This is a genomic window from Vagococcus sp. WN80Y, from assembly GCF_059621045.1.
The window spans coordinates 49,825-72,278 of record NZ_JCAQHY010000163.1 but is presented as its reverse complement, the minus strand read 5'-3'; the positions used below and the strand labels follow the sequence as shown (position 1 = coordinate 72,278).

Below are 22,454 nucleotides of genomic sequence, written 5' to 3'. Positions count from 1 at the left end.
AACTTGAAAAAATTGGTCATAAATTGGCCTAATCTACTCAATGCACACAAAATATCTTGGCGATTATCAGTTATTCTGATTGTCACCAAGATATTTTTCTGTTTTAAGAGAGTTTTGTCTCACCCTCTACTTGTAAATTGTTTAAGCTAATAGTTCAACAATATCTGCTTCAAATGATTCTGGTGTATCCTTTGGTGCAAAACGTTTAACAATGCGACCTTCTTTATCAATAAGGAATTTGGCGAAGTTCCAATCGATTTTTTTGCCACCTGTTTCATTGACTAAGTAGTCATAAAGAGGGGCTTGATTTTTACCTTTGACATCGATTTTAGCAAACATGGGGAAACTAACGCCGTAGTTTAGTTGGCAAAATTCTAAAATATCCTCGTTGCTTTTTGGATCTTGTCGTAAAAATTGGTTACATGGGAAGCCGAGGATAACAAAGTCTTTTTCTTTGTATGTTTCATAAAGTGCTTCTAAGCCTGCAAATTGTTTGGTAAATCCACATTTACTTGCTGTGTTAACGATTAAAACTGTTTTGCCACGGTACTCGTTAAGTGCTTGGCTTGTCCCGTCTATTTTTTCCATGGTATAATCATAGATTGTCATTAAAGCTCACCTCATTCGTTTCTTTCATCGTACCAAATAGTGACAGGTTAAGGAAGTGATCCGACTTAGAAGTACTAGCGTTAAAATGAAAGGGGTTGCAGTTCAGTGCATATTGATTTGAAAAAAGTTGGTTTTGGTGACACGTAAAGAATTAATCTATACTTTAAGTGAGGAGGAGGAACTAGTGACTAATCGGGAGAAGAAAGTTTTACTATGGCTGATTTATCAACCAGACTACGTTTCAATAACGAAGCTAGCTAAGCTTCATGATGTAAGCTTGCGCTCTATGTACAATGATTTGGCTCAAATTGATCAGTTTTTAAAAGAAAATCATTTTCCTAGTCTAGATCGGAAAAAGGGAAGTGGTGTTCGGTACCAAGTAGAAAAACCAATAATCAATCAGATTCATCAGTTGTTACAAGGGGAGCATTCTGATTATTTGGAACCAGTTATTAGGCGTAATCGTTTGCTAGCTTTGTTATTGTTTAAACAGGATTATGTCACAATAGATGACTTATCAAATCATTTTATGGTGTCACGTAACACGATTGCAAATGATTTACAAGAGGTCAAGCCGTTTTTTCAAGACAAAGAATTGGTGTTAAATAGCTACCCTTATAGAGGCTTTATTATTGATGGTAGTGAGTTAGAAAAACGACGAGCGATGGTTAATTTATACGTTGAGGGATTGGTAGAAAATTTTCAAGAGTCTGAAGTATTATTGGGGAGTTTTGTCAGTCAAAGTGAATTGAATCAGTTGAATGAGTTAGTTGGGGAGATTGAAAAAGAGTTGAATTTTCGTCTGACGGATTTATCTTATGAGGAATTTAGGCTGTACTTAGCAATCGCAATCGCGCGCAATCGGCAGCACAATCCGCCAAGAATTGAACTACAATTAGTCGAAGTTGGCTTGAGCAAGGAGTATGAAATTATTTCTGTTCTCAGTCATAAATTAACCCAATTATTCGAAGTGCATTTGTCAATTGCAGAAATTAATTATTTAGCACTGCAATTGATGAGTAGTAGCATCCACACAGAATTAGATCAGGAAGGCCTAACGGATATTTGGTTGCCGTTACAAGTTGGAACTTATGAGTTTTTACAAGGGATAGCCATGGAATTAGGGGCTTATTTATTGAAAGATGATCAATTATTTCAAGGATTAATTGCACACATTAGACCAGCCTATTACCGGATGATTGCTCATGAACAATTAGAAAATCCAGTGTTAGAGCAGATTCGAGATAAGTATTCGGATATTCATTTATTGGTAGTGGCTAATATCAAGTGGCTAGAATTACAGCTTAATGTTGTCTTTACTGAAGACGAAGTATCTTTTTTAACTATGTATGTGGCCGGCGCAGTTGAACGGAAAAAAGAATACAAACGAATAAAACCCCGTGTGGTAATTGTTTGTTCGTCAGGGATTAGCACCTCTCAGATTGTAGCCTCTCAAATAGAGAGTCTCTTTGATATTACATTAGTTGGTACCTATTCTTCGAGAGAAGTGGACCGTGTATTGGCAAAATATGAGATTGATTTAATCGTTTCGACAGTTGATTTGCAAAAAGAGCAAGTCGAAGTTGTTAAAGTCAGTCCCATCTTAGAGGCTTCTGAGATTGAGCGTTTGAAACAAATCTTACAGGTGATTGATACGGAGATTGATTTAGAACGTATTTTGTCAATTATTGCCCGTAATACCCAGATTGTTAATCGGGAACAATTGGAAGAAGAATTAAAAATGTACTTAAAGCCTGATCCTGATAGACCAAGATATAAAGGAGTAAGAGACCCTATGTTGATTGAAGTACTAAATGAAAAATTAATTGCTGTTCAGCAGACAATTAATGATAAAGAAGACGCTGTTAGAAAATGCGGTCAGCTGTTGTATCAACAAAATTTAGTTGAAACAACCTATATTGACGCAATGGTTGAAAATTTAAGAGAAAACGGTAATTATATCGTGATTGCTCCAGGTATTGCTATGCCGCATGCTCGGCCAGAATATGGAGTTAAGGATATTGGTTTTAGTCTTGTTACACTTGCTGAGCCAATCGTTTTTGGTCATCCAACTAATGATCCAGTGCAAATTATTTTTGGGCTGTGTGCAATTGACCATCAATCTCATTTACAAGCTTTATCTGAACTAGTTGACGTGTTAGGTAATCCTAAAAGCGTTGAACGATTACTAGCTGCAACGTCTCCAGCTGAAGTTATGACTATTATTAAGGAGGGTGTTTAAATGTTGAAAATAGTGACAGTATGTGGTGCAGGTGTTGGTAGTAGCATGATGTTACGTTTGTACACACAACAAATTTTATCGGTAGAAGGAATAGATGCAGAGGTAGACGCCTCGGATATTGGCACAGTTGACGCTGATAGTTATGATATTGTAGTGACAACATCTGACTTCGCAGATGTCTTGCGTCAATCTAAGGCAGAAGTTGTTAGAATTGATAACATGATGGATAAAGTTTTTTTGAAGACTGAATTATTAGAGGCGATTGCTAAAGTTGGAAAGTAGTAACAGGAATAAAGGAGACCATTATGAGTATATTAATGTATATTATCAACAACGTCTTAGGACAAGCTGTGTTTGTGATTGGGTTAGTCGTAATTATCGGACTTGTTGCACAAAAAACGCCGATTGAAAAAATTGTCTCAAGTGCAATTAAGACAATGATTGGCTTTCTTTTAGTAAATACCGGTGGACAGACTTTAGGAGTGGCCTTATTACCACTTCAACCAATGTTAATCAAGCTGTTTCATTTAAACGTAGAAGTACAAGATTTAGCTTCTGCTTCAGGATCAAGTATGGAAGGTATCGGCAGTGAAATGGCGTTAATTTTTGCTTTTGGTTTTTTAACTAATATTTTAATGGCCCGCTTTACTCGCTTTAAATACGTTCATCTATCAGCTCATGTGTCTTTCTTTTATTCAGGAATGATTGCTGCGCTATTAAAATATGGTACAAGCTTAAGTTTCATCTGGATTGTCGTTATTGGTTCGTTTTTATTAGGCCTATATTTGACTCTTTCATGCGCCTATGTCGCGCCTTTAATGAAAGACGTTAAAGGGGGCGAAGGCTTTACTTTGGCACACTCCAGCTCCATTGGGATTTGGATTGCAGCTAAGCTAGGTAAGCTTTTCGGTGACAAGAAACATGATTTAGAGGATATCAAGTTACCTAAAAAATTGAACTTTTTACGTGAGATGACGATTGCTTTAACGGTTATTATGACTTTTATGTTTTTGATTATTTCACTTTTAGTAGGTCCAAGTTGGATCATGTCAGAAATATCTAGTGGACAAGATATTGTGACGTTTTCGTTATTAAATGGTTTACAATTTGGTTTATGGATTACAGTCCTACTAACAGGTGTACGTATGCTTTTATCTGAAATAATTCCTGCTTTTCACGGGATTGCGGATAAGGTTATTCCAAATGCAGTACCGGGATTAGACATTCCTTTGCTATTTCCCAACTATCCAACATCTGTAATTTTTGGATTTATGGTCAGTTTATTTGCAGGCTTTTTGGGAATGGGGGCGCTAGCACTTTTCAATTACCCAATTGCAGTTTTTCCAGCACTGATCCCTACATTCTTTACTGGCGCGATTACAGCTATTTTTGGTAATTCAACAGGTGGGCGCCGAGGTGCTTTCATTGGCTCCTTTGTTAATGGATTAATCTTGATTATTGGTCAGGCCTTCTTGCTACCGATGGTGGGAGCATATGAACCAATTATGCGAATTCTGAGTGAGACTGACTATGCGTTTTATGGGCCTATTTTAGGAGGTATTTTAAAAGTGATTGGAGTGCTATAAATGAAGAAGTTAGTTATTTATTTGACGTTTATGTCACCTGACAATTCTCAATTTTTTCCGATATTAGATATGCTTGAACGGCGTGGAGTTGATGTTGTGGAGTTTGGTATACCCGTTAAAGACCCGTACATGGATGGCGATATTATAAGAAAAAGTCATCAAAAGGTTCTAGCATCAGGGTTGACTTCAGAGCAATTTAGAGAGCAACTACAGCTGATTCGCAGTCGTTATAGTTTTGACATAACTTTAATGACTTATCAGTCGGGACTTGATGAATTTGATTTATTGTCATTGCCTGATAATTTGTATGATGGTCTACTTTGTGTCGATGCTTTTCTTAGAAATGATAAAGTAACTCGCTTAGTACAACTATTCAACGAGGAAATGAGTCTAGTTACTTGTCAAGATAAACTTCTTAATAGTCAGCAATTTCATTATGTCATGAGCGGCGTTGGCAAAACTGGAATGTTCTCAAGTGTTCCAACTGGGTATCAGGTGACTATCCCGTTTTTGCGTAATCAAAGCAATCGGGACATTTATGTTGGATTTGGGATAAAAACACCAGAAGAAGTAGCTGAGGTTTGCCGAAATGGTGCCGATGGTGTGATTATTGGTTCACATTTTTTGAAACTAATAGAAGAAGACGGTTTGATAGTCGCAGAAGATTATATTAAAGAGTTGCAAGCTGTTTTATAAGTAATGGAGCGTTTGAAAAGACGCTCATTTTTATGCTTAAAAGACTAATTTAATTACTTTTCGAGTTAGTACGATTTTTGTTGACAGCGCTTTAATTACAGCGTAAAATGCAGGCTATCAAGGTAACATCAAACTAAATAAAATAATCGGCACTTCTCAGTAGGTCACAATCCAAACTGAGAAGCCTTGATTAAACAGTCTCACCTGTCTAAACAAGTTGCCAATAAGCTAGTGCCAAAGCTCTAGCTCTTTCATTGTACTTAATTTTGCCTGTTTTTCATAGTGTTTTTTGTAATTTTATCCAGCAACAGTAGCTTGAAAGAGAGTTTTCGGGACGTTTATTTTACTTGCTTATTTGTAGCGGTATTAGACTTTGTCTAATGCCGTTTTTTTGTTGTCTTGATTGTTGTGTTGTCTCCCCATGTCATGAGTCCTTGATTGTGTCAAAAAAAGAAAGAGTGGTTATGATGAACCAAAATGAACTGCATCAACTATTATTTAGAACGGCCTCGAGTGATACCAAATTAATCGGTGTTTTTCCTTCAAAGAAAGAAGGAAACTTTGAGGTGCTTTATCAGCAAGTAGGAAGGGCTAAGTTTTTACTCCTTCGTTTGGTCCAACAAAGAGTGTATACCTTGGATCATGTCAGAACGATTCAACTTGATGCAATGAACGATACCAGCTTTTTAGTAGATCAGGTTAGATTTGCCGTGGAGGAAGGCCCCTTTTTAAAGCTTTCTTTAGTGGATTATTCATTTATGGAGGAATTAAAGAGTGAGCTGGCCAACGCTAGCTTATTAGTTGATTTTCGTCGTTTTGTTACGGAGCAAGAATGCTTTATAACTAGAGAAACTCCTTATGAAAAGACAAGGACGATAAGGAAAAGTCAGTGTCAGTCGATCCGCAAGCTGATTGTAAAAGGTCTACTTGGCGTCACTCTAATTGAAGATCGGGAACAGCTTGTCATGACACCAATTGGCGAGAAAATTAGGCAGGTGTATGAAGATCAATTGCTGATGAAGACAAAGATGACGGAGCCGAAAAAGCATTATCATTTTAGTGAAATGTCTCAGCCGCGTTTAGTCAAGAGTGGCGACATGCATTTTATGATTACCCAGACAGGGGAAAAAGGCTTTGGACTGTATCAACAACAGCTCGAGACAGAAGAATCAGTCATAAAAAGCAATCCGCAATTTCGAGAGAAATCTGCAAAGACCGCCTACATTATTCTTGGAACATACTTTGACTGGCAATTAGGTAAGGAGGTTTGTCGGCAATTTCACCTCTTACAAAATGGGTTACCAGATTTATTTGCTTGTTATGAGTTGATTGAGGAAGTAAAAATTGAGAAGACACGTTGCTCTCATTACTTAGAGGGTTAAAGATAAAGGCGTAGGACAATGAGTGACGTAGTTTTGTAGCGCGTTTATCACCTAATACATGGGACATAAGTAAAGAGTGAGACCTGGATTTTTCCTCCAATGTTTAATTAAGTTAATTAATTAGGGGGAGAACTTGCTAGGTCTCATTTTTATTAAACAAAGATCGGTTATCAATTATTAGATTGACAATTTTCAACTAGTTCTCTATAATAAAATTACAGACAGACAGTCGGTCTGTTTATGATAGTGAATTATAAGTTGTGTCTATTTTGACTATAAAATAAAGGTGGACTATTATGCGAAAAAAACCAGAAGAACGAAAAAATGAAATTCTTGAAGCGGCAGGTGAGTTGTTTGCAAAAAAGGGGTTTGATGACACTAGTACAAATGAGATTCTTGAGCAAGTTGGTATAGCTAGGGGAGCACTCTATCATCATTTCAAGTCAAAAGAGGAAATTTTAGATGCTCTTATTGAAAAATACATCATAAAAGTATTAGAAGAAGCGAAAAAAGTATCAAAAAACAGGTCAATACCTGTAATTGAACGTCTCTATCAGACGATTATGGCACTAAATATTAATGAGGTAAGCGGAATAGACCTAACAAAGGAAACTAAACAGCCACAAAATGCCTTAATGCATGAAAAAATGCAGAAAAAAATGATTAAAACAATTACGCCAATTCTCACTGACATAGTTTTGGAAGGGATTGAGCAAAACGTATTTGAGACAGACTATCCTTATGAATGCATGGAAATGATGGTTATTTATATCGATATTGGATTTGATAGCGATACTGTCTCATTAACTGAATCGCAAAGCGTTAATCGAATGCAGGCATTTTTATTTAATATGGAAAAATTATTAGGTGCGGAAAAGGGAAGTTTTCAGAAAGCTATTGAGACCTATCACAAAACGAATGATGATCAGAAAAGGGGATAAGCCGTGTACATTAGACTAATTAAGAATGATATTCTAAGGAGTAAGCTAGTAACGATTACGACGACTGTTTTTATTGCCATTTCTGCGATGCTTATCGCTCTTGCAGGGATTTTGTTTATTAATCTTACAGGCTCTGTCGATACGCTTATGAAACAAGCTAAAACGCCTCATTATCTTCAAATGCACTCTGGAACTTTAGATGAAACAGCTCTTAAAAAATTTGTTCAAGCTCAAGAAAATGTAGCTGACTATCAAGTGGTTTCAGCATTTAATATCGAGGGAGCGAAAATCAGTGCCAATGATATGACATTAGCAAGTAGTGTTGAGGATAATAGTTTTACGGTGCAGAATGATTCTTTTGATTATTTATTGGATTTAGATGGCAATGTGATTGTGCCGAAAAGTGGCGAAGTGTATGTTCCGATAACTTACTGGCGAAACAAGTTTGTAGAAGTCGGAGATAAACTCACAGTTGCTGGAAAACCCTTTGAAGTCGCAGGCTTTTTGAGAGATTCCCAAATGAATTCTTCATTAGCATCTTCCAAACGATTTTTAGTAAATGAAAAAGACCTTGCTTCATTAGAAGCCTTTGGTAGTATTGAGTATTTAATTGAGTTCAGGCTTCATAATGTTGATAAATTAGCTGAGTTTGAGGATGCCTATTTGTCGGCTGGACTTCCTACGAATGGGCCTAGTATCACCTATCCATTATTTCGGATGATTAATATTTTTTCCGACGGAATTACTATTGGGGTCATCCTGTTAATCAGCATTATCATTAGTATTATTTCCTTGTTGTGTATTCGATTTACGGTACTTGCAAAGATTGAGGATGAATACCTTGAAATTGGAACGATGAAAGCTATTGGCATTCGCGTAGCTAGCATTAAAAAAATCTATTTGGCCAAATACATTGTTATCGCTGGAATTGGTAGTGTGGTGGGCTTTGGCTTATCTTTGATTGGTCGAAAGAGTCTTCTGGCAAATATTCGACTTTATATGGGTGATAGTGGCAGAGGCAATCTGTCATTGTTCGTTGGGTTCATTGCTACCTTGCTGATCTTTTTGACAATCGTCTTTTATGTGAGCATGGTCTTACGCCGTTTCAAAAAAATATCTGCTTCCTCTGCTTTGCGATTTGGAAATGTTGAAGAAAAAACCGTGAGTTCTAAATTCTTTAATTTAGCAGGGCGTACACATCCCAGTACCAATATGTTTCTTGGCATTAAGGATGTATTGGCTCGCAAAAAACAATACCTTACCATTTTAACTATTGTAATTTTATCTTCATTTATTTTGATTGTTCCGCAAAATCTTTATCACACGATTTCAACCAATGATTTTATTAGCTATACGGGTGTCGGTTTGTCCGATATACGTATAGATATTCAGCAAACTAAAAATATTCCGAAAAAAGTATCAGATATAACAAACACTCTAGATAAAGATAAAAACATGACGTTATACAATGTGGTAACGACCAAAGCTTTTGTCGTGAAACGTAAGGGCAATACTGAGAGTAAATTAAAAGTTGATTTAGGGGATCACTCGATTTTTCCTATTAACTATTCGAGCGGAGAAGCACCTACTTCCGCGACTGAGATTGCGCTATCTGCTCTGAGTGCTGAGGATCTTGAAAAATCCGTAGGAGATAAACTGACACTGGTGACTTCTGCAGGGCCGACTGAGCTAAAGGTCAGTGGTATTTATTCTGACATTACGAATGGTGGCAAGACCGCCAAAGCATTGTTTCAAGATGATAAGGCAGAAATCATGTGGAGTTTGATCAGTATAAATGTGAAAGACACTCATTTAACAAGCAGTTTAGTAAATAATTATGCTGAAAAATTTCCCTATGCTAAAGTTTCTAGCATTACAGAATATATTAGCCAATCTTTTGGGGGAAGTATTCAAGCCGTAAAAACAGCCTCTATCATAGCAGCTATCGTCGCATTGAGCATTGCGTTTTTAGTTATTTTACTCTTTATAAAGATGCTCTTGGCCAAAGATGCTTATTCGATTGGTGTAATGAAGGCCTTTGGTTTTTCAAATAATGATATTCGCAAACAATATATGACTCGTACCATAGTTATACTAGTCATTGGTTTAACTCTAGGTGTGCTATTATCAAACACCTTAGGTAGTGGTCTGATCGGAATGATTATATCGAACTTAGGTGTGACGGCTTTTAAATTCAACGTAAACCCATTAATAGCTTACGTATTATGTCCTTTAGGTATGATTTTAGTCACGTCTCTGGCGACTTGGATAGGAACTAAGCGTTCTGGACAAATAGATATTAACCAAACAATAAAGGAGTAAGTGTATGAAACAAATAATAACAGGTAAACAGATCGAAAAAGCTTTTGGAGATAAAGCCGAAAGTGTTAAAGTCTTAAATAACATTGACATTACGATTAATGAAGGGGAATTTGTCGCAGTCATGGGACCATCTGGTTCGGGGAAAACAACGTTAATGTATGCCTTAAGTGGGATGGATACAGTGGATAGTGGTGAGGTCACTTTTGAAGGCGAGAATATTTCCAACTATTCTGAAAGTCAGCTTGCTGATTTACGTCGACATCGTATGGGGTTTATTTTTCAACAACCAACAATGTTAAGAAATTTAAACCTGATTGATAACATCGTCATGCCTGCCCATCACGGAAATGAGAAACAGGCAAAACTAATACAAGAACGCGGGAAGGCGTTAATGCACAAAGTCGGGATTAGCGGGTTGGAATTTCGTCAGACTACTCAAGTTTCTGGCGGACAGTTACAGCGAGCGGGGATATGCCGTGCATTAATCTCAAAGCCATCTATCGTCTTTGGTGACGAACCAACAGGCGCACTTAATTCTAAAGCGGCACAAGAAATCATGGATATCTTGCTTGACTTTAATAGAGAAGGAACCACCGTAATGCTTGTTACTCATGATGCCAAAGTGGCGTCTCAGGGGAGCCGAGTATTGTTTATGCAAGATGGAAGAATCGAAAGTGAATTACAGTTTGAAGCAACAAGTAATTCCGAGGATAGACTTAATCTTGTTTTGGAAAAAATGAAAGAAATAGACATTTAATTAATAGGTGGATAACGATGCTATATTAGTTGTAATATCTCGTTTGCTGTTACTCATTGCATTTTTTATACGCCATGAGATACTTTAAACTTTTAATATTGGTTTGACCTGATATACTTAATTATTAAGAGTGGTCAAAGTCATAATTAGGAGGGGCTTATGCAGGAATATATCATGGAGATTATTGAGTTTATGAATCAAGCAGCTAACCAAGGAATTAAAGTGGAAGAGATTGCCACTAAATTTGGCTATAGTAAATTTCACTTTAGTAGAGAATTCAAAAAAATAACAGGAATTTCACCGACTGAATATTTAGCGGGAGTAAAGATAGATAAAGGCATTCTTTCGATTTTGCAAGGGGAAAGTGTGATTAATTCCCAATTGAATGCGGGGTATTCTAGCTCTGGCACCTTTACTAATACCTTTTCTAAGAATACTGGTTTATCTCCTCGTGACTATGAAAAAAATATTGAGCCGTTATTTGATATTGTTAAGCGTCAAGAAACAGTTGATGAGGATAGTGACAGCTTATTTTTTAGAAATCCTGATTATCCCACAGTTGTTTCTCCTTATAAACTCTCCGTTCGTATCAAGGTGCCAACTGATTTTCGAGGCGTTGTGTTTAGTGGTCTATTTTTAAAACCTAATCCAAACCATCAACCGGTCATGGGCAGGTGTCGTGCGAAGGAATTTACCTATATCTTTTATCATTTGCCGCAAGGAATCTATTATCCTCTGGCTTGTGGGATTAGAAAAAGTAAGAATCCGTTTCACTATTTTCAATTACAGAAAGCCATGCGAGCCTGCGATGGGCAATCTGTTATTTTTCCTTTGACTAAAAATGAAGAGCTAACGATTGAGTTAAGAGAAAGAGAAATAAGTGATCCTCCGTTGATAATTAACTTGCCTAATATCTTAGCAACAGGAATTAAGCAACAAATGGCTCGAAATAAAACAAAATTGAAACGGAAATTAGGACGAAAAACAGCAATGTAGAATAAGTTTTATAAACTCACCTTTGTTATGATTGGTTTACCAACAGATGAAAAGGGGAGTTTATTTATGAAACGAATTGATTATTTACAAGCGGTAATTGAGTCACAAAAAAGTGCTTATGAGGTCTTTATGGAACAACAACAAGGGGCATGTTTAATCATTGATGTGCGCATGGGAGACAAGGAAATGTTGCAAGAGACACCAGCAGGAGCAGTTTGGATTCCTTTGATGGAGTTAGAGTCTAAATTACCTACGTTAGATAAAACGAAAAAAATCTACGTCACCACTTGGTCAACACCTTGTACTTTGGCAAAACAAGCAAGTATTTTATTGTTAAACAATGGCTTTGATGTACAAGAGCTTGCTGGTGGGAATGAGACGTGGAAATCAATGGACCTTCCAATGGCCAAAATCGAGGTTAGTGCATAATGACAAGTGGTTTTTATCTTGCGGCCATCATAGGAGCGGTTGCTTCTTTTGTGACAGGCTGTATCTGGTATACGGTTGTTGCTGGGAAAACCTGGCAAAAAGAAATGGGACTTTCTGACGAGCGCATAAAAGAAATATTTGTCCCTAAAAAAATGTTGCTAGCATTTGTAAGTGAGTGGATGGCTGCTTTTTGTACAATTGGACTCTTTGTTAACTTACAAGTAGAGTTGGTTTATAAGGTCGTTATGTTAGTGACAGTGCTTGTTTTTCAGGGAATCAAATTATCGATTTTTGATGGCAAGACAATCAAAGTGATTGCCATTAATGAAGGCTACCGAATTCTTAGCATTGTTATATTAGCTATCACCTACTCAATCTTTATGTAAGTGGAAGAGCTATGGATCAACTCGTAGATTAGTCGAAGTGGGACTGATCTACGTTTTTTTGTTCGTACTAATTTTAACTTTGCAGGGGTTTTGTTACAATAAGAGAGTAACAGTGGTTCTGTTGCGAGTTGAAAGGTTATAAACTTGCTTTTCGAAAGGTTAAATAACGTTAATTAGAGGAGGTATTCGATGAGAGACGAAAAAATAATGATGAAATTGATTCTTGATTTTGCCAAGGAACATGAGGGGATTCGTGGGGTATATATGAATGGCTCTCGCACCAATAAGCGAGTAATAAGAGATGATTATCAGGATTATGATATTGTTTATGTGGTCGAAGATGTTATGTCCTTTGTAAAGGACAAAAGTTGGATTGCTTATTTTGGTGAGTTGGCGATTATGGAAGAACCAGATTACTTAGATCAGTTAGTCGGGCAGAAACAAGCGCATGGGGATTTCTATATGTTTTTAATGCTGTTCACAGATGGTAATCGACTTGATTTGAAAATTTGTCATAAATCAAGTGCTCCAAAAGAAATTGAGGACGATCAATTGATTGTTAAATTACTCGATAAAGAGGGGTGTTTGGATCAGATTCCGAGTGAGTCGAGCGATCAGCAATACTGGGTGACGAGACCTACTGAAGGGGAATTTATTTTGGCTTGTACTGATTTTTGGTGGTGCTTGCAAAATGTTGGAAAAGGCATCAAACGTCGCGAGTATACGTATGCGATTGATATGTTGGAAACAGTAATTCGTCCAAATTTTTTTCAAATTATTGGTTGGCAGGTAGGAATTGAACATAACTTTCGAGTAAGTATTGGTAAGGCGGGAAAGTTATTGCCTCATTTTTTAAGTGAAGAAAAATGGCAATTGATTTTGGCAACCTACGCAAGTGCTGAGGAAGAGGCGATGTGGAAAAGCTTATCGATCTTGATGGATTTATTTAGTAGTGAGGCAAAGAGTATTGCCGCACACTATCAGTGGGGTTATAACGAGAGCGATGAGTCTGGCATGAGAAATTATTTATTGAATCTAAAAAATAAATAAGTTATGATAGGGGCGAGTGACGCTGGGACATAAAGTCGTTTATCGGATTATAAATATACGAGATAATTGCTTTTGTCTCACTCTCAAAAGAAAAAGGAGGAAAAACACATGACACAAAAGAGTCAAATTTTAGCACAATTGGCCTCAAATTATTTATTTGCTGTGGTCAGAGGGAAAAACAGTGAGGATGGTTTTAAGATTTCAGAAGCCTGTTGTCAAGGTGGCATCAAAAATATTGAAGTTACTTATACGACACCAGAAGCTGGTAAGGTAATTAGAGATTTACGGAATTCTGTCACAGACAGTGAAGTTGTGGTTGGCGCTGGAACGGTTTTGGATGATATCACAGCACGAGATGCTATTTTAGCGGGGGCACAATTTGTCGTGAGTCCTCATTTTGATTCCAAGATTGGGACAGTTTGTAATCGGTATGCGATTCCTTATTTACCGGGGTGTGGATCAGTTACTGAAATTTTACAAGCCCTTGAATCGGGTGTTGATGTGGTGAAGCTATTCCCTGGTGGCCTATTAGGAGCAAGTTTTATTAAAGATATTCATGGACCGATTCCTCATGTGGAAATGATGCCTTCTGGTGGAGTGAGCTTGGATAATTTAGGTGAGTGGTTAGGAAATGGCGCTTGGGGCGTTGGTGTTGGCAGTGCCTTAACTAAAGGTGTTTCTGCTAATGGGTATCAGAGTGTTGTAACAGAAGCAGAAAAATTTGTGACACGTTTGGCAGAGCTACAAAATTAGTTGACAGAAGACGGTTTGTCGCTTATAGTAATTCTTGTAAAGGTTTTACGAAACCGATAAACTAAATCGATTGCTAAATAGTTGAGGAGGTAGTTGTAAGTGGATAAAAATGTGACGATCAAAGACATTGCCAAGGCAGCTGGTGTTAGTGAGACAACTATCTCTCGCTATTTAAATAAAAAATATGAATACATGTCTGAAAAGACCCGTCGAAAAATTGAGCAGGTTGTCAATGACTTAGATTATCGGCCGAGTAATGTGGCTCGCTCATTAAAATCACAGAAAAGTAAATTAATTGGTGCTGTGATTGCAGATATCGGTAATCATTTTTCCTCAGAAATTATAAAGGGATTAAGCGATACTTGCGAAAGACTTGGCTATACGTTGATGATTGCTATTTCAGATGAATCTGCAGAGACCGAACGAGCTCAGATTGAAAAATTCATCGACAATCAAGTAGAGGGGTTGATTATTAATACGTCAGGTGACAATCAAGAGTACTTGAACAAGTTAAATCACTCTTCGATCCCTGTTGTATTGTTAGACAGAGGTGTACCAGATAGCCAAATAGAATTGATTTCGAATGATAATTACGGTATTGGCATTGAGGCGATGACTTATTTAGTGGCGAGTGGTTTTCGTTCTATTGGTTTTTTTGTTAATCCAGTGACGAATACGGTCAGAGCAGAGCGACTACGTGCGTTTCATGATGGCTTGGCCAATCATCCTGAACTATCAGGTGAGGTATATGTCGTTGAACCAGATAAGCAAGAAATAATCGCGACTCATTTGGCTGACTTTTATCAGTTACCTGAACCACGGGCTATTTTTACAGCGAATGGCTTAACAGCGCTATCCGTGATTGAAAAGATAAAAGCTGAAGGCTATCAACTTATTCGTGATTTTGGCTTACTTTCATTTGATGAGCTTGCATGGGCTAAGGTTATGAGCCCGAGTATTACAACGATTGACCAATCCTCTTATGGCCTTGGTGAAGAGGCATGTCGGCAATTGGTTAATAAAATCGAAGGGCATGGTACGACACGGGCTAAGGAGACACTTTTGCCTAGTGAATTAATTATTCGTGAATCAACGAAGTTGTGACAAAAGGGTGTGACAACTCTCGTTTTTCCTGTTCGTTGTTAATCGATACACTTATTGATTTAGCAGGAGTTTAAACTATGTGGAAATGAGGAATAATAATGGCAGAAGTAATGTTAATTGGTGAGCCGATGGTGATTTTTTACGCAAATGATGAAGGTTCCTTGGTGGAAGCTAGTTCCTTTTCTAAAGGCCTGGCAGGTGCAGAGGTAAATGTCGGCATTGGCTTATCTCGCTTAGGGCATTCGGCCGCGTATATGACCAAGTTGAGCAAGGATGAGCTTGGTACTTATATTTACAATTATTTGGAAAAAGAGGGGTTAGCGTCTGATCTGATTTCCTTTGACGAAACTAAACAAGTCGGTCTAATGTTTAAAAATAAGGTAATCAGTGGCGATCCCAAGACTCTTTATTACCGTAAAGGAAGTGCGGCTTCGACTCTATCGGTTGCAGATGTCAAGACTATCGACTTTAGTCAAATCGACGTACTACATGTAACGGGGATTCCGCCGGCACTCAGTCCAGAAACGCGTGAAGCTTGTTTCTACATGATGAAGGCAGCTCGTCAGGCCGGATGCTTTATTACCTTTGATCCTAACTTAAGACCTGCGCTATGGGAAAGTCAAGAGTTGATGATTGAGACATTGAATCAATTGGCTCAATACGCTAACATCGTTTTACCAGGTGTTGAAGAAGGAGAGCTACTGACAGGAAAAAAAACAGTTGAGAGTATTTCAGATTTTTACTTAAATCAAGGGGCAGACGCTGTTGTGATGAAGCTCGGGGGAGACGGTGCTTTTGTCAAAGAAAAGGGAAAAGAAAGCTACACTGTTCCAGGTTTTAAGGTCACTAAAATAATTGATACTGTTGGGGCTGGAGATGGTTTTGCAGTTGGCATCGTTAGTGGTCGCTTAGATGGTTTGAGTCTGGCAGATTCTGTTAGGCAAGCTAATGCCATTGGCGCGATTCAAATTCAAGATGCGAGTGATAATGAGGCCTTACCGACTCGAGAAGAATTACAGCGATTCATGATTGATAATCGTTAGTTGAGGGCGCTTATTATAAATTAAGTGGAGAGTGAGACATTTGTCTTACTCTTATTTTTGTAGCAAAGCATAGGTTTATTAAGAGAGGTAGCTTCGAGGGTGATTAAGTGTGTATTTGGAGTGGAAACTGTTATTAATCGAAAAAATCTCGACCTGTTCAAAAGGCTAAAAGCGTACATAGGGTTAAGTGTCGATGTGATTTAACCGATCTTACAATCAGCTGAAATCACTGATATACTCAACATTTAATAGGATAGACATGAAATTAAGCTGTTGTTTCAAGAGTGTCCGTATTTGGCGTACATGAGTTTTTGAGTTAATCGAAAAATTGTTATTAAATCGAAAATAGTTTAAATTTAAGAGACAAAATGAGCCGATGTTATTAATGAAAAAAATCTCGAGCCGTTCAAAAGGCCAAAAGCGTACATAGGGTTAAGCGTCGATGTGATTTAACCGATCTTACAATCAGCTGAAATCATTGATACAATCAACAGTTTAATAGGATGAACATGAAATTAAGCTGTTGTTTCAAGAGTGTCCGTATTTGGCGTACATCAGTTTTCGATCTAATCGAAAAACTGTTATTAAATCGACAATGGTTTAAATTTAAGAGACAAAATGAGCCGATGTTATTAATGAAAAAAATCTCGACCTGTTCAAAAGGCTAAAAGCGTACATAGGGTTAAGTGCCGATGTGATTTAACCGATCTTACAAGCAGCTGTAATCACTGATACAATCAACAGTTTAATAGGATGGATATGAAATGAAGTTGTTGTTTCAAGAGTGTCCGTATTTGGCGTACATCAGTTGTCGAGTTAATCGAAAAATTGTTATTAAATCAACATGATGGCTGATTCTTCTTTGTTAGTTCAGTTATACCATAGTCCTATGATGTTTGTCTAATGGGGATGTTTCCCTATTTGATGCTAACTTGCCTTAAATTAAGTCTAAATAGAACTAGTTTATTTTAGAAATGCCAGAAAGACGACAGTTAGAAAAAAATCCCTCTTTTTTTTAGATAATAACGGGGGAAAAGAGGTAAATTAGGAAATTAATTGTTATATAGGAAAGTTTTCGATAAATAGTTGCCCTTATTTTACTTTATCTTCAAAAAATGGTAAATTTTTAAAGATAGAATAGTTTGAGTAGACAATAGTCAAGCTTAAGAACGAGGTGAACCATGGAAATTTTTGAAACAGTGTTATTGATGCTAGCGATGGTCTTGGCATCAAATATTTTGAATCGATTTTTACCGAATATTGCAATTCCTTTGATACAGGTTGCTTTAGGGATGCTTTTAGCAATTCCATCTGCTCTTCATTCATTTGAATTGAGTTCTGAATTATTTATGCTCTTATTTTTGGCTCCGCTATTATTTAATGATGGTGCAAATGTTGATAAACGGGCCTTGTGGCAGCAGCGAAAAGCGGTATTGACGTTGTCAATTGGTCTAGTGTTTGTAACAGTGGCGATTCTAGGGAGCTTTTTACATTGGTTGATTCCTAGCTTGCCTTGGGCGGGAAGTTTTGCATTAGCTGCTGCTCTCGCGCCGACAGATGCGGTAGCTGTATCGGCTTTAGCTGAAAAGGTAAAAATTCCCCATAAAATGCTACACACGTTGGAAGGGGAGTCGCTAATTAATGATGCGTCTGGTTTAGTTTCTTTTCAATTCGCAGTGGCAGCCCTTTTAACTGGCGCTTTCTCATTTGCAAATGCGAGTCTTAGCTTTGTGTTAATTTCTTTGGGCGGGGTAATTGTTGGAATTATCGGAAGTGCTTTGGCGATGCAGTTCGTTAAATGGTTAAGGAGTCTAGGGATTGAAAATACTGTATCCTTTATGTTATTAGAATTGTTATTGCCTTTTGGTATTTTTTTACTGGCAGAAGCACTGAAAGTCAACGGAATTTTAGCTGTTGTGAGTGGTGGTTTGGTTTACTCTTTCAGCTATCAAAAGGTAAATCCAGAAGTAGCTCAGTTAAACCTTTTATCAAAAAATACATGGTCAATTTTTACCTTTAGCTTGAACGGTTTGGTGTTTGTTTTATTAGGAACGCAATTGCCACAGGTGATTCAAGTTGTTTGGAAAAATAACAATATCAATAACCCAACCTTGATTTTATATGTTTTGGCAACGACGGCGATTTTATTAGGGATTCGGTTGATCTGTTTTCTACTATTTAAAAACTTTGAAAAAGCGAGCGAGTTGACTCCTAAAGAACGATTACAGCAAGCGTTACTTTATACGATTTCAGGTGTGCGTGGAACCATTACTTTAGTCAGTGCTCTTAGTTTACCAGTGTTGTTTGCTGACGGTGGCGTTTTTATGGAACGAGAACTATTGATAAGTATTGCTGGTGGAGTGATTTTGACGACCTTACTTTTGGCTAATTTTGCGATGCCGCTGTTCGCTGAAAAACGAGAAACGCTTACTGGAGAGGTCAATCACGATCAGGAAATAGCGATTCTTCGTGAGGTTACATTAGAATTGAAGGAACAAGAAACTCCAGAAAATCAGCGAGCGATTGCGAGAGTAATCAAGATGTACAACGAACGGATTATGACACTTATTAATTCTGATGAGTTAGATGATAGTCAGGCTAAGTTGATGGAGTTGGTTTTGAAATGGCAATTTGCAGATACCCTTAAACAAGTCAGTAATCGCAAAATCAGTTTACAAGTGGCATTCATGCATTTACGCCGTCTAAATCGTCGTTTGTTCCGCTTAACTAAGGAGCAAACTTATCGAAATAATATGTTTTATGCTCGAGTGATTCGTCAAAAATTACGCTACGTGCGGTTACGTCCCTTAAGCTTCGATGAACGACAAGACCAACGAAGCTTTTTGATGGAGAGCAATCGAGAGTTTGTTGTGAGTAAATTACAGGATTTAGAGCCTGGGGCTTTTCCTCAGGAATTAATTGATTTTTATATGACGCGATATTTACAACGACGTAAAATTAAAGGAGCCGTTTCTACTGGGACAGTTGATGAATGGTTAGAGTATGCGATTCAACTGGAACGTGATGGGATTCAACAGGCTTTTGAGCGAGGAGACATTAATCGCAATGAGTTGAAGGGGTACCGAGAAAACTTATTAGCGATTGAAAATACGGTTCAGTTTATTGATTAATGGCGAACTGATTCTATTAAGAAAAAATTGGAGTGAACGATAAATGACGAATTATTTTAAATGGGGCTATACTCAGAAAATCATCAACGTATAAGTAGAAAGGAGAGGATAAAAACAACTAAATGACGGAGGTTAGTTTGATGTTAGATAATAGAAGCGTAACTAAAGAGGATTATGAGTTAATTTTAGCTATTTGGGAAAGATCAGTTAGAGCAAGCCATCACTTTTTATTGGAGAAGGATTTACTTTTTTTCAAAACCATTATTCCTGAAAATTTGGCCAGTATTAATGTGCTGTTGTGGTATGACGGGAGTTGTCCAGTTGGTTTTAGTGGTAGCGATGATGAGGAATTAGCGATGTTGTTCCTTGAGCCAGTATTTATTGGTAAAGGTTATGGCAGCAAAATTTTAGACTGGTTAATTGAGCATCATGAAATTAAGCAGGTTGATGTTAATTCTCAAAATGAAAGAGCAAAGGCGTTCTACCTTAGTCATGGTTTTAGGAGCGTTTCAGAAGAGGTTAGTGACGGGTTTGGTAAACCATATCCAATTACACATCTCGTCAGATAACCTATATATAGGTAAAGTGGGAGTGAGACAAAAGTCTCACTCTCTATTTTTTGCCATGAAGATATCATAATTCTCTCGTCGTTTTCTTATAAAGAACACCGTTTACATATGCTGTGATATACTTAACAAATAAAAAAGACAGAAAGGAAGAATCTTGATGAAAGTAACAGAAGGATACATGCCTTACCTTGGCTACCAGACCTATTACCGCACAGTTGGTGAATGCACTGGAAATAAGAAACCGCTTATTTTAATCCACGGTGGGCCCGGATCGTCTCATAATTATTTTGAGTTATTGGATGATTACGCAGAAGAAGGTCGCATGATTGTCATGTATGATCAATTAGGCTGTGGCAATTCGGAGGTGCCGAATCGTCCTGATTTGTGGCATGCGGAAACGTGGATTGAAGAGTTGATTGCTCTGAGAAAGCATTTGAAGTTGGAGGAGGTTCATGTTTTAGGTCAATCGTGGGGCGGGATGTTAACGATTGCTTATTTATGTGACTATCAACCAGAAGGGATAGCTAGTGCTATCTTCTCGAGTACGTTGCCTTCAGCCCAGCTTTGGAAGCAAGAACAACGGCGGATGATTAAGTTCATGTCTGAACAAGATCAGGAAATTATTCGTTTAGCAGAAGAGCGTGAGGACTATGAAAATCCCGCGTATTTGGCTGTCAATGCTAAGTATATGAGCTTGCATGCGGCGGATGAGCCTAATGAACAGTCACCAGAGCCGCTGCGACGACCAAAGGGTTCTGGTGCAGAAGCTTATGTTACTGCTTGGGGGCCCAATGAGTATTCACCAACAGGAACCTTAAAAGAGTTTGATTATGTGGATCAATTGGCAACTATTGAGGTGCCCGTCTTGATTACAAGTGGCACAAGTGATTTGTCGACACCTTTAATCAATAAAACGATGGTTGACCGTCTGCCAAATGCTCGTTGGGAGTTATTTGCTGCGAGTCGTCATATGCCATTTTTAGATGAAAAGGACTCTTATAAACAAATTTTGAGCGACTGGTTAGGGCAACATGATTAACAAATGAGTGAATTGGAGAGAGAAAAATGAATGAAGCAACTGAAAAAACAAAATTTCCTTTAGGGTTTTATTTATGTTCGATTACATTTTCCTTTGAACGAGCGGCTTATTATGCAGCCAAATGGTTAATTTATAGTTTTTTAACGACTGCGATTGTTAGTGGCGGGTTAAATATCAGTAATGGTGAGGCGGCTGTTATGCAATCTTATTTAGTTGCCTTTACGTATGCGGCGCCACTTTTTTTAGGAGTGATTGCGGATCGCTGGATTGGTGCGAGATACTTGATTCCAATCGGTATGTTTTTGATGGGGATTGGCTATTACTTAGCATCTATTGCTACCTCAACAGGAATGATTTGGGCGATGGTGATTTTGGTGTCGATCGGTACAGGTTTATTTAAAGGCAATTTGGCTGCTGTAACAGGAGAATTATTTGACAATCAAAAAGAGTTAGATGCTGCTTATTCTGTTCAATATTCCTTCGTTAATATGGGGTCTTTTATTGGGACAACGGCTGTCGGTGTGTTGGTGGCTTCAACTTTCTTAAAAAATGGTGTTCAAGGGTTTTCTCAGTGTTTCTTAATTGCGGCTATTTTATGTGTGGTCGGCGGAATTTGGTTTATTATTGCTTGGCGCTTTTTAGGTGATGCAGGGAAGACACCTTTTGCTAAAGACAAGGCTCATGAGTCTGTTGAAAAGGTAGCGACGGAAAAACAGCCTCTAACAGCTATTGAGAAAAAGAGAATTATGGCGATTATCATGGTCTCATTCTTTTCAATTATCTTCTGGTTGTTCTGGTATATGTCTTACTTATCTGTTTATGATTATATGGCTGAGTTTGTGAACTTATCTATTGGTAAGGTAACGGTCTCTACTGCGTGGTTTGATTCGTTGAATGGGTTAACTTGTATTGTTTTGGGACCTGTTTTGGCTGTTCTTTGGCTAAAATTATCGAAGCGGCCCCAAGGAGACATGAGTTTATTTAGAAAAACAGGAATAGGCCTAGCCTTGCTCGGTGCTTCTTTTGTCATGTTGATTGGTGCTGAGGTAACACGTGGAGTTGGTGCAAGTAGCGATCATAAGGCGAGCCTGATGTGGATTATTTTGTTTGGCTTGTTATTGAGTTTAGGCGAGATGTTCTTTTCACCACTGGGCAATTCATTCGTCAGTAAGTACGCACCGAAAAGAATATTGAGTATTTTGATGGGCGTCTGGACATTGGCGACCTTTGTTGCGGGCTTTAGTTATGGTCATCTATATGCGTTTGTTTTACAATTTGATATGATGGTTGTTTACACGGTTATTCCAGCGATTGCTTTTGCTGCGGCGTTGTTACTCTTTTTATTCGATAATAAACTTAAAAAACTTATTATTGAAGACTAGCTTCGTGTTGATTTTTAGTTATAATATAGGAAAAGAA

At 37.7% G+C, this 22,454-nt stretch carries 20 protein-coding genes; 19 read left to right on the top strand and 1 reads right to left on the bottom strand.

What is annotated here, in order from left to right; genetic code table 11:
* Window positions 1-141: 141 nt before the first annotated feature.
* Window positions 142-609 (bottom strand): glutathione peroxidase, encoded by a 468-nt coding sequence (locus tag AC5KOD_RS15160; RefSeq protein ID WP_496915410.1) that lies wholly within the window; start codon window positions 607-609, stop codon window positions 142-144.
* 184 nt (window positions 610-793) lie between these two features.
* Here AC5KOD_RS15160 and AC5KOD_RS15155 point away from each other — a divergent pair, with 184 nt between their 5' ends.
* From AC5KOD_RS15155 to AC5KOD_RS15065, 19 genes are all read left to right on the top strand, one after another.
* Window positions 794-2,851, top strand: coding sequence for a BglG family transcription antiterminator (locus AC5KOD_RS15155; RefSeq protein ID WP_496915409.1), 2,058 nt, complete (start codon window positions 794-796; stop codon window positions 2,849-2,851).
* Window positions 2,852-3,133 (top strand): PTS sugar transporter subunit IIB, encoded by a 282-nt coding sequence (locus AC5KOD_RS15150; RefSeq protein ID WP_496915408.1) that lies wholly within the window; start codon window positions 2,852-2,854, stop codon window positions 3,131-3,133.
* 23 nt (window positions 3,134-3,156) lie between these two features.
* Window positions 3,157-4,437 carry a PTS ascorbate transporter subunit IIC gene (gene ulaA / locus AC5KOD_RS15145; protein WP_496915407.1) on the top strand — a complete coding sequence of 427 codons (1,281 nt, stop codon included), beginning with the start codon at window positions 3,157-3,159 and terminating at the stop codon, window positions 4,435-4,437.
* Window positions 4,438-5,133 (top strand): tryptophan synthase subunit alpha, encoded by a 696-nt coding sequence (locus AC5KOD_RS15140; RefSeq protein WP_496915406.1) that lies wholly within the window; start codon window positions 4,438-4,440, stop codon window positions 5,131-5,133.
* A gap of 440 nt (window positions 5,134-5,573) precedes the next feature.
* Entirely contained in the window at window positions 5,574-6,515 is a 942-nt protein-coding gene (locus AC5KOD_RS15135; protein WP_496915405.1) for a hypothetical protein, read from the top strand.
* A gap of 296 nt (window positions 6,516-6,811) precedes the next feature.
* The gene (locus tag AC5KOD_RS15130) at window positions 6,812-7,456 is read left to right on the top strand and encodes a TetR/AcrR family transcriptional regulator (RefSeq protein ID WP_496915404.1); all 645 of its coding nucleotides are present in this window, start codon (window positions 6,812-6,814) and stop codon (window positions 7,454-7,456) included.
* 3 nt (window positions 7,457-7,459) lie between these two features.
* Entirely contained in the window at window positions 7,460-9,778 is a 2,319-nt protein-coding gene (locus AC5KOD_RS15125) for an ABC transporter permease (RefSeq protein ID WP_496915403.1), read from the top strand.
* A gap of 4 nt (window positions 9,779-9,782) precedes the next feature.
* Entirely contained in the window at window positions 9,783-10,535 is a 753-nt protein-coding gene (locus AC5KOD_RS15120; RefSeq protein ID WP_496915402.1) for an ABC transporter ATP-binding protein, read from the top strand.
* Between the two features lie 159 nt (window positions 10,536-10,694).
* A complete protein-coding gene (locus AC5KOD_RS15115; RefSeq protein WP_496915401.1) occupies window positions 10,695-11,531 on the top strand; it encodes an AraC family transcriptional regulator in 837 nt (278 codons plus the stop codon).
* A 66-nt stretch (window positions 11,532-11,597) separates the two neighbouring features.
* A complete protein-coding gene (locus AC5KOD_RS15110; protein WP_496915400.1) occupies window positions 11,598-11,960 on the top strand; it encodes a rhodanese-like domain-containing protein in 363 nt (120 codons plus the stop codon).
* Complete coding sequence (locus AC5KOD_RS15105; protein ID WP_496915399.1) at window positions 11,960-12,346, top strand: DUF1761 domain-containing protein; 387 nt, start codon at window positions 11,960-11,962, stop codon at window positions 12,344-12,346. The genes AC5KOD_RS15110 and AC5KOD_RS15105 overlap by 1 nt, the downstream gene beginning before the upstream one ends.
* Window positions 12,347-12,535: 189 nt before the next feature.
* Entirely contained in the window at window positions 12,536-13,396 is an 861-nt protein-coding gene (locus tag AC5KOD_RS15100) for an aminoglycoside 6-adenylyltransferase (RefSeq protein ID WP_496915398.1), read from the top strand.
* Window positions 13,397-13,522: 126 nt separating this feature from the next.
* Window positions 13,523-14,149, top strand: coding sequence for a bifunctional 2-keto-4-hydroxyglutarate aldolase/2-keto-3-deoxy-6-phosphogluconate aldolase (locus AC5KOD_RS15095; RefSeq protein WP_496915412.1), 627 nt, complete (start codon window positions 13,523-13,525; stop codon window positions 14,147-14,149).
* A gap of 99 nt (window positions 14,150-14,248) precedes the next feature.
* Window positions 14,249-15,253 (top strand): LacI family DNA-binding transcriptional regulator, encoded by a 1,005-nt coding sequence (locus tag AC5KOD_RS15090; RefSeq protein ID WP_496915397.1) that lies wholly within the window; start codon window positions 14,249-14,251, stop codon window positions 15,251-15,253.
* Between the two features lie 98 nt (window positions 15,254-15,351).
* Window positions 15,352-16,296, top strand: coding sequence for a sugar kinase (locus tag AC5KOD_RS15085; protein WP_496915396.1), 945 nt, complete (start codon window positions 15,352-15,354; stop codon window positions 16,294-16,296).
* A 1,181-nt stretch (window positions 16,297-17,477) separates the two neighbouring features.
* A complete protein-coding gene (locus AC5KOD_RS15080) occupies window positions 17,478-19,427 on the top strand; it encodes a Na+/H+ antiporter (protein WP_496915395.1) in 1,950 nt (649 codons plus the stop codon).
* Window positions 19,428-19,567: 140 nt separating this feature from the next.
* Complete coding sequence (locus AC5KOD_RS15075) at window positions 19,568-19,996, top strand: GNAT family N-acetyltransferase (protein WP_496915394.1); 429 nt, start codon at window positions 19,568-19,570, stop codon at window positions 19,994-19,996.
* Between the two features lie 157 nt (window positions 19,997-20,153).
* Window positions 20,154-21,035 (top strand): proline iminopeptidase, encoded by an 882-nt coding sequence (gene pepI / locus AC5KOD_RS15070; protein ID WP_496915393.1) that lies wholly within the window; start codon window positions 20,154-20,156, stop codon window positions 21,033-21,035.
* A gap of 26 nt (window positions 21,036-21,061) precedes the next feature.
* Window positions 21,062-22,417, top strand: a complete 1,356-nt coding sequence (locus AC5KOD_RS15065) for a peptide MFS transporter (protein ID WP_496915392.1) — start codon at window positions 21,062-21,064, stop codon at window positions 22,415-22,417.
* Window positions 22,418-22,454: the final 37 nt, after the last annotated feature.

What these genes read in the sequence shown, in the direction of transcription:
- AC5KOD_RS15160 (WP_496915410.1), bottom strand. Translation starts at nt 609, where the DNA reads ATGACAATCTATGATTATACCATGGAAAAAATAGACGGGACAAGCCAA.
- AC5KOD_RS15150 (WP_496915408.1), top strand. Translation starts at nt 2,852, where the DNA reads ATGTTGAAAATAGTGACAGTATGTGGTGCAGGTGTTGGTAGTAGCATG.
- ulaA (WP_496915407.1), top strand. Translation starts at nt 3,157, where the DNA reads ATGAGTATATTAATGTATATTATCAACAACGTCTTAGGACAAGCTGTG.
- AC5KOD_RS15140 (WP_496915406.1), top strand. Translation starts at nt 4,438, where the DNA reads ATGAAGAAGTTAGTTATTTATTTGACGTTTATGTCACCTGACAATTCT.
- AC5KOD_RS15130 (WP_496915404.1), top strand. Translation starts at nt 6,812, where the DNA reads ATGCGAAAAAAACCAGAAGAACGAAAAAATGAAATTCTTGAAGCGGCA.
- AC5KOD_RS15120 (WP_496915402.1), top strand. Translation starts at nt 9,783, where the DNA reads ATGAAACAAATAATAACAGGTAAACAGATCGAAAAAGCTTTTGGAGAT.
- AC5KOD_RS15115 (WP_496915401.1), top strand. Translation starts at nt 10,695, where the DNA reads ATGCAGGAATATATCATGGAGATTATTGAGTTTATGAATCAAGCAGCT.
- AC5KOD_RS15110 (WP_496915400.1), top strand. Translation starts at nt 11,598, where the DNA reads ATGAAACGAATTGATTATTTACAAGCGGTAATTGAGTCACAAAAAAGT.
- AC5KOD_RS15105 (WP_496915399.1), top strand. Translation starts at nt 11,960, where the DNA reads ATGACAAGTGGTTTTTATCTTGCGGCCATCATAGGAGCGGTTGCTTCT.
- AC5KOD_RS15100 (WP_496915398.1), top strand. Translation starts at nt 12,536, where the DNA reads ATGAGAGACGAAAAAATAATGATGAAATTGATTCTTGATTTTGCCAAG.
- AC5KOD_RS15085 (WP_496915396.1), top strand. Translation starts at nt 15,352, where the DNA reads ATGGCAGAAGTAATGTTAATTGGTGAGCCGATGGTGATTTTTTACGCA.
- AC5KOD_RS15080 (WP_496915395.1), top strand. Translation starts at nt 17,478, where the DNA reads ATGGAAATTTTTGAAACAGTGTTATTGATGCTAGCGATGGTCTTGGCA.
- AC5KOD_RS15075 (WP_496915394.1), top strand. Translation starts at nt 19,568, where the DNA reads ATGTTAGATAATAGAAGCGTAACTAAAGAGGATTATGAGTTAATTTTA.
- pepI (WP_496915393.1), top strand. Translation starts at nt 20,154, where the DNA reads ATGAAAGTAACAGAAGGATACATGCCTTACCTTGGCTACCAGACCTAT.
- AC5KOD_RS15065 (WP_496915392.1), top strand. Translation starts at nt 21,062, where the DNA reads ATGAATGAAGCAACTGAAAAAACAAAATTTCCTTTAGGGTTTTATTTA.